This is a genomic window from Liquorilactobacillus mali KCTC 3596 = DSM 20444 (assembly GCF_000260415.1).
GTDB lineage: Bacteria > Bacillota > Bacilli > Lactobacillales > Lactobacillaceae > Liquorilactobacillus > Liquorilactobacillus mali.
In genome coordinates, this window is the sequence record NZ_BACP01000038.1 from 1 (window position 1) to 10,654 (window position 10,654).

General features: G+C 34.2%; 9 protein-coding genes. 7 read left to right on the plus strand and 2 right to left on the minus strand.

Annotated features, from left to right (window positions below):
• From GSM_RS07400 to GSM_RS07415, 4 genes are all read left to right on the plus strand, one after another.
• On the plus strand, positions 1 to 235 hold a 235-nt coding region (locus GSM_RS07400), incomplete at its 5' end, for an IS3 family transposase (RefSeq protein ID WP_010078049.1).
• 461 nt (positions 236 to 696) lie between these two features.
• A complete protein-coding gene (locus tag GSM_RS07405) occupies positions 697 to 2,553 on the plus strand; it encodes a BglG family transcription antiterminator (protein ID WP_003690757.1) in 1,857 nt (618 codons plus the stop codon).
• The gene (locus GSM_RS07410) at positions 2,553 to 3,425 is read left to right on the plus strand and encodes a ketose-bisphosphate aldolase (RefSeq protein ID WP_003690759.1); all 873 of its coding nucleotides are present in this window, start codon (positions 2,553 to 2,555) and stop codon (positions 3,423 to 3,425) included. Before GSM_RS07405 ends, GSM_RS07410 begins: the two co-directional genes overlap by 1 nt.
• 49 nt (positions 3,426 to 3,474) lie before the next feature.
• Entirely contained in the window at positions 3,475 to 5,430 is a 1,956-nt protein-coding gene (locus GSM_RS07415; RefSeq protein WP_003690760.1) for a PTS fructose transporter subunit IIABC, read from the plus strand.
• A 764-nt stretch (positions 5,431 to 6,194) separates the two neighbouring features.
• On the opposite strand, the gene GSM_RS07420 is transcribed toward GSM_RS07415, so the two are convergent.
• Positions 6,195 to 6,749, minus strand: coding sequence for a TetR/AcrR family transcriptional regulator (locus tag GSM_RS07420; RefSeq protein ID WP_003690762.1), 555 nt, complete (start codon positions 6,747 to 6,749; stop codon positions 6,195 to 6,197).
• Between the two features lie 121 nt (positions 6,750 to 6,870).
• Here GSM_RS07420 and GSM_RS07425 point away from each other — a divergent pair, with 121 nt between their 5' ends.
• The gene (locus GSM_RS07425) at positions 6,871 to 7,659 is read left to right on the plus strand and encodes an SDR family oxidoreductase (RefSeq protein ID WP_003690763.1); all 789 of its coding nucleotides are present in this window, start codon (positions 6,871 to 6,873) and stop codon (positions 7,657 to 7,659) included.
• 59 nt (positions 7,660 to 7,718) lie between these two features.
• On the opposite strand, the gene GSM_RS07430 is transcribed toward GSM_RS07425, so the two are convergent.
• Positions 7,719 to 8,075: a MerR family transcriptional regulator gene (locus GSM_RS07430; RefSeq protein WP_003690765.1), complete on the minus strand. Its 357-nt coding sequence runs from the start codon at positions 8,073 to 8,075 to the stop codon at positions 7,719 to 7,721.
• An 85-nt stretch (positions 8,076 to 8,160) separates the two neighbouring features.
• On the opposite strand from GSM_RS07430, the gene GSM_RS07435 reads away from it, so the two are divergent.
• Positions 8,161 to 9,015, plus strand: a complete 855-nt coding sequence (locus tag GSM_RS07435) for an oxidoreductase (RefSeq protein ID WP_003690767.1) — start codon at positions 8,161 to 8,163, stop codon at positions 9,013 to 9,015.
• 349 nt (positions 9,016 to 9,364) lie between these two features.
• Entirely contained in the window at positions 9,365 to 10,384 is a 1,020-nt protein-coding gene (gap, locus tag GSM_RS07440) for a type I glyceraldehyde-3-phosphate dehydrogenase (RefSeq protein WP_003690769.1), read from the plus strand.
• Positions 10,385 to 10,654: the final 270 nt, after the last annotated feature.

Here is a 10,654-nt window from a genome sequence, read left to right on the forward strand (position 1 = left end):
GGGTTCACAATATACGAGCCGAAATGTTGAAAACTTGCTTAGACGACATCAAATCTTCCATTCATATTCTAAGCAAGGATATCCTTACGATAATAGCCAAATAGAAGCTTTTCACTCATTATTAAAACGAGAATTTGTTTTTCAAACGCACTTCTCAAGCTTTGAGGACTTAATTCTCAGAATCTCAAATTATATTAATTGGTTCAATACTGAAAGAATCAGAACAAATGTCTAGAAAAACATGTGGCAAATATTGACTTAGGAGCAGATTTAAATTACGTCAATTTATTGCGGAGTTTCCCAAGTCTGCTCAATCATCTCTAGCAATTTTTACTGATCTAATCCGAAACTAATTCAAATTGGCACATTTCATGATTGGTAGTAAACGCTTAATCAAGCAATTAATTCACCTTTGAATCGTATCCTCAGTAAATATATGTATGGAAGTATTTATTTAGAGGATTTAGATTAGGTTATAAGGGTTCTAATATTAACTAAATTTTCCCAAAATTTTGAAAGCAAATGGAAAGTGATCTTTTCATACAAAAAGAAGGTAGGAAAATTTAAATTTATTATAGCGGAAAAATATATGCTTATGTAAGCGCTATCTAAATTGCCTATAATATACTTGTTAAGTTAGCAAAGAGAGAGTCCATTGGAGGTTATTAGGGTGTTCGGAAAGTGAGGTGCTGGAAGATGAATAAGAACATCAATCAATTGCTCGATATTTTATTACAACAAAATAGCTACTTAACTGCTTCTCAGCTTGCTGAAATGCTTGGGGTCACCGAAAGGAGTATTCGAAATTATGTACGTACGTTAAATCGTAGTGAGATGCAAACTCCTTTAATTCTCTCTTCAGCTCATGGTTACAAAATTCAAAGAAATATTTACAGTAAAGGTTTTAAAAAACAGTTTCTGAATGGAGATGAATCAAATTTATTATTTAGAATAGCTTTACTTTTAATCAATCAGCAAAACTATATCACATATGATATGCTTGCTAATCAACTACACTATTCAGTTGAAAGCATACGTAGCAAGGTACAATTGCTTTTTTCTAAAATTAAGGAGAGGCACATTAAAGTGCAGTTTGATTCTCAAATTTTTATTGGAATCCGTATTATAGGTAATGAAACACAAAAGAGGTTATTACTTGAACAACTAGTACTAATCGAATCGATTACTAAACAACATCTTACACAGACAATATATGCAGCATTGAACGGTATCGTAGATCAGAATACAATTGGTCAACAAATAAACTTACTAGATAAGGTGTTTTCTAGGCATCATGCAACAATGGACTTTATTGTTTACGCAAAAATTATCTGCCATATGATAATTCTCATGATTCGTCACCAACAAGGAAATGTTATCGCCATAGATAAAGTAGATCAAAAAATTGTTAATTATTCTGAATATCAACTCGCCGTCACAGTTTTAACAAGTCAAAATCCTAAAATTTCGGAACCCTCAGAAATTGCATTACTTACTAATTATCTTATTTCGTTACCTATGAATATACCAGGAATTTTTGTGCCTGAGATAGATATTAAGCAACGCAAAGTAATCGAGAATTCTTTACAAAGTGCCGAACTATACTATTCAATTCCACTTTATTCAGATAAACAGTACAGAAAACAGATTACCGCTCATATCTTGAGATTGTTAAAGCCTATAGAAGAGAGCATTCCAATATTTAACCCGTATTCTAAGAAAACAAAAAGGGAATATTTATTTGCCTACTCGATAGCTTGTTTTCTTTATGATGGTCTGCAAAATGCTTTTAATCTACGAATTCCGGAGTCTGAAATTGCGTATCTAGCTCTTCATATTCAACTAATTTTAGCTGAAGAAGCTAAAGATACAATTAAAACTTTATTGGTTTTCAAGGGAAAACAGTCTGAAGCTGAACTTTTCCGTTACAAGCTTCAAAATTTCTTTCCAACTATTAAAGTAACTGACGTTGTGACAAGCATTAATTTAAAAGAAACCAAAACTTATCAACTAATAATATTAATTGACTTTGATACCCCTAAAAAAGCTTTACAAAATGTTATGAATGTGAGCCGTGAACTAAACGCTCAAGATATTTCAAAAGTACAGTTATTTGTTGAATCTTTTGGCACTTTTTCACTAATCAGCGATCTTGATTATTATCATATGAATGAGTCAAGTAGTACAGATGCTATTGAATATCTTATTAAGAAATCTGGTTATGATAGTTTACTTTCTTATTTTATCAAACGAGAATCAATGTCACCTACAGATATTGGGAATATGGTTGCATTACCCCATCCATTTTTGAAGGGCTCTGAAACTTCAGCAAAAATCATTATTGGTATTAATAATAAAGATATTAAGTGGGGACATCAAAAAGTAAGATTAGTTATAATTTATATTCCTGCTGCTGATTTGAAAATCAATAAAGATTTTTTTAATGATGTATACCAATGCACAAGTAATCTTAGATTAATACAGAAGTTATTACAAACAAAAACAAAGCAAGAATTTGTCCAAATTTGGAATCAAAAAAGGAGATTATCATAATGCTTTATAACATGACTGATTTACTAAGTGTTGCGTACAAGAATCACTTTGCAGTTGGTTCTTATAATGTTGCTAACAGTGAGTTTGTAGAAGCTATTATTGCTGCTGCTGAAAAAAAGGATTCACCGGCTATTATTCAAATTCATCCAAATGAAATTGGTTTGGTTGGAGAAAACTTTATTGCATATGTACGTCAAGCTGTTGATCGTACACACATTCCGATGGCAATTCATGTAGATCATGGTGCAACTTTAGAAGATTGTGTTCGTGGAATTCATAATGGATATACATCAGTAATGATTGATGCCTCTGCAAAACCATGGAGGGAAAATATTTTATTAACAAAAAAAGTTGTTGAAGTTGCTCATGCAGTCAATGTATCTGTTGAAGCTGAGCTTGGTACAATTGGATCAAACGAACTTAGTTCTGAAGGAAATGGGGTTAATGAAATTTTATATACCAATCCTGAAGATGCAAAAAAATTTGTTAATGAAACTGGTGTAGATACCTTAGCGGTTGCTATTGGTACTCGCCATGGGCATTATAGCCATGTTGAAAAACCAGAACTTCGAATTGACCTTCTTAAAAAAATTCACGAAGCTGTTGATATACCTTTGGTTTTACATGGTGGTTCTGACAATAAAAATGAAGAAATACGTAAAACTTATAAATATGGTGTTGCAAAAATAAACTTATCTACTGATATGAAAACGGCATTTTTTAAACAGCTTCGTAAAAATCTGGCCGAAAATCCAGAGGCCTATGAACCAGATCAACTTATGCCAACTGCTAGAAGGGCAGCTCAAAAAATTGTGGAATACAAAATGGATTTGTTCGCTTCAACTGGCAAAGCTTCTCTATACGAAATTTGAATTTTAAATCATTAGTAATGTATATGTCATTCTACAGGAGGCGAATAATATGCAAATCAATGATTTGATAGATGAAAAAAATATTGAAACCAGCATCAAACCTATGACAAAAAAAGAGGCTATTGAAGCATTAATTGAAAAATTAAATGTGAATGGATATATCGATAATGCTAAGATATTCAAACAAGCAATTTACAAACGTGAAAATGAAGTTTCAACAGCTGTCGGTTACGGGATTGCAATCCCTCACGCAAAAACAGCTGCTGTCAGTAAAGCAACTATTGGTGTTTTAAGGAATCTTAGTGGAATTCAGTGGGGAGAAAAAAAAGTTAACTTAGTGTTTATGATTGCAGCAGAGGCTGATGCGACTGAGGAACATTTAAAAATGCTCTCAAAGATTTCGACATTTTTAATGGATGAAAAATTTCGCGCAAAACTTATTACTGCAGACGGTCCACGCAAAATATACGATGTATTAATAGAAGAAGATTCAAAAAAGAATAAAGAAGATGAAATGACCCAAGCGCGGAATTTAACTGGTAAGTATCTAATTGGAATTAGTGCATGCAATACAGGAATTGCACACACTTTTATGGCTGCCGAGGCTTTAACTAGTGAAGCAAAAAAACGCGGTATGCGAGTTAAAATTCAAACCAATGGTGCAACAGGAGCTGAAAATAAACTTAGTTCTAAGGATGTGACTGAGGCTGATGCAATTGTCATTGCACATGATGTTAAAGTTGATACAAGTCTATTTGGCAATAAATCCTATTTGGATGTTCCAGTAAGAAGAGCAATAGATAATCCAAGCCAAATTATTGATGAAGCTCTAAGCAAAACTGCTATGCATAACACTACAACTTCAAATTTTCAAAATTCTCCCAAAAATCTCGAAACTGCAATAGGTAAGAAAGAAAAGACAGATGAAGAATTAAGTAAGGGAGCTAAATTTGGCAGAGCTTTTTACACTCATATTATGAGTGGCGTTTCTTATATGATTCCGTTTGTTGTTGTTGGTGGAATTTTTATTGCTATATCTTTCATGTTTGGAATTTACGCTTCAGATCCAAAAAGTGATCAGTATAACATTTGGGCGGCTTTTTTTAATGAAATTGGTGGTAATGCGGCATTTAAGTTATATGTCCCAATTTTAGCTGGATTTATATCATGGAGCATTGCTGACAAACCGGGACTAGCACCAGGTATGATTGGTGGTATGATGGCAGTTAATGGTGGATCTGGGTTCCTTGGTGGTATGGTAGCAGGCTTTTTAGCCGGTTATGTTACTAAGTTCATCGTAACCAAAACTCGCAAAATTCCTCATTCTTATCAAGGGTTAATGGGTGTTTTGGTTATTCCTTTGCTTGCTACTTTTATAGTCGGGTTCGTCATGTATTTTGTTATTAATACACCATTTTCTAAATTGATTGAAGTCTTGACTGCATGGCTAGAGTCTATGAATGGAACTAGTGCGGCTTTGATGGGTGCAATTCTTGCGGGTATGATGGCATCTGATATGGGTGGTCCAATCAATAAAACGGCTTCTGCATTTGGTCTTGCAATGTTTGCTTCAAAAATTTATGCTCCTTCCGCTGCTTTAATGGTTGGTGGAATGGTGCCCCCACTCGGCATTGCGCTTGCAACTCTTTTATTTAAAAATAAATTTTCAATTGCAGAGCAAGAAGCGGGGAAAGCTAACTGGGTTTTAGGTGCAAGCTTTATAACTGAGGGTGCAATTCCATTTGCCGCAGGAGACCCACTTCGAACGATTCCAGCAAATATAATTGGAGGAGCAGTTGGGGGAGCAATATGTATGGCTTCTGGTATCACTCTTCAAGCTCCCCATGGTGGTATTTTTGTTATTCCAATTGCGTGCAATAAACCCATTCTTTATATTGGGTGTATCTTAATTGGAACAATTATCACAGCGGTTATTTTAGGATTAACAAAGAAGACACTTTCTGTTGACCAAATGAACCGCCAAATGACTGGTGGGATAATCTAACCATTCAATTGTTAGCTGTTAGTTAAAAATCTATATAAAAACAAGTATTGAGTCTTCTAAATTTTGAAGATTTAATACTTATTTTTTAGTTCACAACACTCATTTTCCTTTATTAAGAAAAAAAGTAATTTCTAAGTATAATAAAGGAGAAATTCAGGTTTTTATCAAATTGCAAAAAGAGTTTTCAACCTTTAGCATACAGTTTGATTAAAGGCAATCAAACTTGTACTGTAGCAAATAATCAGTATAGCATATTGGATTTGATAACTAGGAAATGATAATATATAGGTAAGGTAATTGTGAAAATAAGAGGTTTTACCCCTTAAAGTGGACTTAATCAATCTATCACTCATGGACTCCAACTTAATTGCTTGGGGTCTATTTATTTATTTAAAAATACCTCTTTGTGGAATTATGTATCAAAAATTAAATTCAATCAAATAAAATATATTCGAGAACAATAAACAGAAAACCAGCTCAATTATAGCATTAGTAAACGAGAATATGTAGATTTATTTAAAAAGTCAAAACAGAATTAAGATAATGCAGTAGCGGTTGATGGTGTTTTGTCGGGCTCCTCAAAGGTGTTTTTTGTGTTTGGACAATCCCTTCTAGGGCTAAAAAGCCACCAGCTATGCTGGTGGACGCTTACTTTTGTTATTTTAGGAATGTTATTCTATGCGAACTTTTTAGCAAGTTAAACATATAGGAAAACTAACCTGAAGATACTTCAAATTAATTCATAGTCAAAATACATACTTGTTCTAATCTTCTGTTTCATTGAAACTAGGTGCTATCAACTGCCAAATAGCTTCAAATTGTTGTCGTGATTCTGGTCCCCATGTAGATGAAAAAGCAGGAGTTGTAAAACATGCGAAAGCTTGAATTAATGCCCTAATACGTGCCATATCTCTTATTTTAAGTGCTTTCGCTAAACTTTGATATAGGTCATTAAGATGCCTTTCCAAAACAACTGGGTCATTCTCAATGTAATCAGTGTAGAGCTTAAACATTTGAGGATTATGCCAATATGCTTGCATTTTCCCATTTGCAAATTTCCATAACCAATCATGGGCGATCTCTTTTTTACTAGCGTAATGGTCAGTATTAAATGGAAGAATATCAATTAAAACCTGATCAAGCCAGTATAAAGATAGAGATGTCCATAAATCGCGTTTATTTTTGAAGTGCTTATAAATAGCTGCATGGCTTGTGCCTAAAGCTATTCCAACATCAGATAAAGTGACATCAGTTGCACCCTTTTGTTCTACTAATTCGGCCGCTGTTTTTAAAATTAAATCATTTGTTAGTTTTGTCATACATTAATTATAACACAAAGTTACTTTTATTGACTTTTGTTACTTTAATGATATGCTATATTCATAAGTTACAAAATTATAATAATGTAACTTTTATGAATTTTATATTGGAGGTAAACAAATGAAATTAACAAATAATACTATTTTAATTACTGGTGGTACATCTGGTATTGGGTTAGAATTGGCCCGTCAGTTAAAAAAAGCAGGAAATACTGTTATCGTTACGGGGCGGTCTACAAAAAAAATAACCCAAGTTAATGAAAGTGATCCTGGGTTAATTACACATGTTGTTGATGTTAGTAACGAATCATCTGTAAAAGAACTAGCTATCTGGGCAAAAAAAAATTACCCTGATTTAAATATCGTGATTAATTCCGCTGGAATTATGCGTTCATATAATTTACTCGATGAAGAATTAAGTGTAACTGATATGATCGCTGAAATTAGTACTAATTTAATTGGAACGATCACTGTTGATAAAATTTTTCTACCTCAATTACTTTCCAAATCAGAAGTATTAATTGTAAATATTAGTTCTGGCTTAGCTAACCTCAGTGCTGCTTCTCACCCCGTCTATTCAGCCACTAAAGCAGGTGTTCATATGTTTACTAGTGCCTTACGAGAACAATTAGATTATGCCCAGGTTAACAATATTCACGTTATGGAACTCGTTCCACCATTAGTTGCGGAGACTAACTTAGAATCAATAGTTTCAACTGATATGCCTAACAATATGTCATTAAAAGATTTAGTGGCTGTTGCAATTTCTGGTATGGAAAATAATAAAATTCGCGTTAACGCAGGTTTTGCAGCCCAAATGCGACAAGCAGGTCAAACAAGCCCCGATGAAACAGAGCATCAAATGGGTCAGCAGATGCTTAAAAAATATTTTCCAAAAGGATTACTATAGAAAAAATTTGAAGCAGTTTTAGATTTTATAAACCTTATAATAATCAAGAAAATTATTAATTATTTACTGTTGGTAATTTTGGGATTATTTTTATGGTATTCAATTTTATAATCTAAAAATTGTAGCGTGCGGTTTAATTGTGTTATTTTGTTTTCTAAGCGTTGGCGGCTGGCTTGTAGCAGTTCAACTTCGTAGTCATGATCCGCTAAATGGCTAATATAATCTTTCATCTCACTTAATGACAGACCTGCCTGATGAAGATAAGAGAGTGCTCGAATGCGTTCCTCACTCTTGCTATCAAACAAGCGGTTGCCAATTCGATTACGTTGAATAGTAATCAGGCCCTCGCTTTCATAATAGCGGATAGCTGATGCTGTTAAATGATGCTGTGCAGCAATCTCTGAAATTGATTTCATTATTTTTACCTCAAATCTAAAGTTGACTTCAAGTAACTTTAACATGCTAGTATCAGGATATCAATTAATGAAAGGTGGTATTAGAATGAGCAAAAAAAATCAGGTTTGGTTTGTAACAGGTTCTTCGTCAGGTTTTGGTAAAGCACTTGTTGAAGAGTTAATTCATGAAAGTTATCCAGTTGTTGCAACAGCAAGAAAATTATCCAGTCTTTCAGATTTACCGACAGGAGAGGCTGATGTTTTAAAGTTATCTCTTGATGTGACTAAACCAGAACAAATTCATGAGGCTGTTTCACAAGCGGAAGAACACTTTGGTTTCATTGATGTTTTGGTGAACAATGCTGGTTATGGCTATTTCGGAGCGGTTGAAGAATCAGATCAGTCAGAAGTACGACGTATGATGGAAACTAATTTTTGGGGTGCCAATGATATGACATTGGCCCTTCTGCCAAAAATGCGGGAGCATCGCTCTGGTCGTATTATAAATGTTACTTCGATTGGTGGTTTGGCTACTTTCCCAACATTTGCCTACTATCATGCGACAAAGTTTGCGATGGAAGGCTTATTTCAATCTTTACGCAAACAAGTTGCACCCTTTGGCATTCAAATAACCAATGTTGAGCCTGGTGCCTTTCGAACTAAGTGGGCTGGCGCGAGTCACAAAGGAGCTACGAATTTAATTGATGATTATAACCTTGTTCATAAAGCAAGAATAGCTTCAGAAACACGTTCTGGTTCGCAAGATGGTAATCCAAAACTAGCAGCTAAGGCTTTTATCAAGTTGGCGAACATGGAAAAGCAACCCATGCATTACTTATTTGGCAAAGATGCTTACCAAACAGCTGTAAGTACTTATAAGCAAGCGCTTGATGAGTTTGAAGCATACAGGCATGATGCAACACATCTGAGTTTTGGCGATGATGATTACTGGGAAAAGTAATCTAACTTAATTAAACCCAATTCCTTTTACACAATTATTGAAAGAGAATTTTTATAGACCTACTAGCATGGTATTACTAAAAAGTACGTAAAGTATCACGAAAAATTAGACAAAACGTAGGTTATCAAACTTTTTTTTAATATCATTAAAATGATGATGAAAAAAGCATTATTTATACGCTAAGTAAAAATGTTAATTCAGTTGATTATTTTCAAATATTTAGCTATTTGGTGTAGTTGTAAGCGGCAACATAAAGTAATGCATATTAACTACGTATGCAAAAACTCTATGTTAAACTGAACGCGTAAGTTGTGTTGGAATGGATTAAAAATATTGGAGGGATCTATATATGACTGTTAAAATTGGTATTAATGGATTTGGACGCATTGGACGTTTGGCCTTCCGTCGTATTCTCGGATTATCGGACAAAGCATCAGATATCGAAGTGGTTGCTATTAACGATTTAACAAGCCCTGACATGTTGGCGTACTTACTGAAGTATGACTCAATTCATGGTACTTTTAATGCTGATGTTTCATCTGATGAAAGTGGTATTATCGTCAATGGTAAACATTATAACGTTTATTCAGAACGCAATGCTGCTGACTTGAAGTGGGTTGCTAATGATGGTGTTGACTATGTATTGGAAGCTACTGGTTTTTATACTTCAGCTGAAAAAGCACAAGCACATCTAGATGCAGGAGTCAAAAAGGTATTGATTTCAGCACCTGCTGGTTCAATGCCTACTGTTGTTTATGGTATTAATCAAGATATTTTGAATAAAGATGACAAAATTGTTTCGGCTGGTTCATGCACGACACAATCACTGGCACTGATGGCGAATGTATTAGAAAAAGAGTTCGGTGTCAAAACTGGATTAATGCTAACAATACACGCGTACACGGCTTCACAAAGTTTGCAAGATGGGCCTAAGGAAACCAACTTTGCAAAACGTCAAGCAAATCGTGATGCGGCCGCAAATTCATTGCCACATTCATCCGGAGCTGCTAACGCTATTGGGTTAGTTATACCTTCACTGGACGGTAAGTTAACTGGTTCAGCCATTCGTGTCCCTGTTCAGGATGGTTCAATTACCGAATTAACTGCGGCCTTGAAAAAAGATGTTACAGTTGAAGAAGTTAATGCAGCTATGAAAAAGTATGAGTCTGATTCATTTGGCTACAATGGTGATGGCTTGGTATCAACTGATATTATCAACGATACGCATGGTACAGTCTTTGATCCAACTCAAACAGAAATTATTGAGGGCGATGGACAACAATTGGTTAAGGTTGCTGCATGGTATGATAATGAATATGGATTCACCTCAAATATGATTCGTACATTGTTGTACTTTGCAACATTGTAAACATTTAGTCGCTTTTGTTTATGTTATATTGGATTGGGTAAACGAGATAAAAGGGACAATTCTTCATTGAGAGGATTGCCTCTTTTATTTTTGGATAATAAATTAGTTTTTGATAAAATTCTGGAATATTTAACTCTCCCAAAAAAATTTTTTAAAGGAAAAGGTATTTTTGGAAATTGGACGATATATTAGTAACAGATCGCCCAATAAACTAAGCTTATAGAACAATTGAACAAAAGGTATTTTTTTACCAGCGCTAGTAATAGCTTT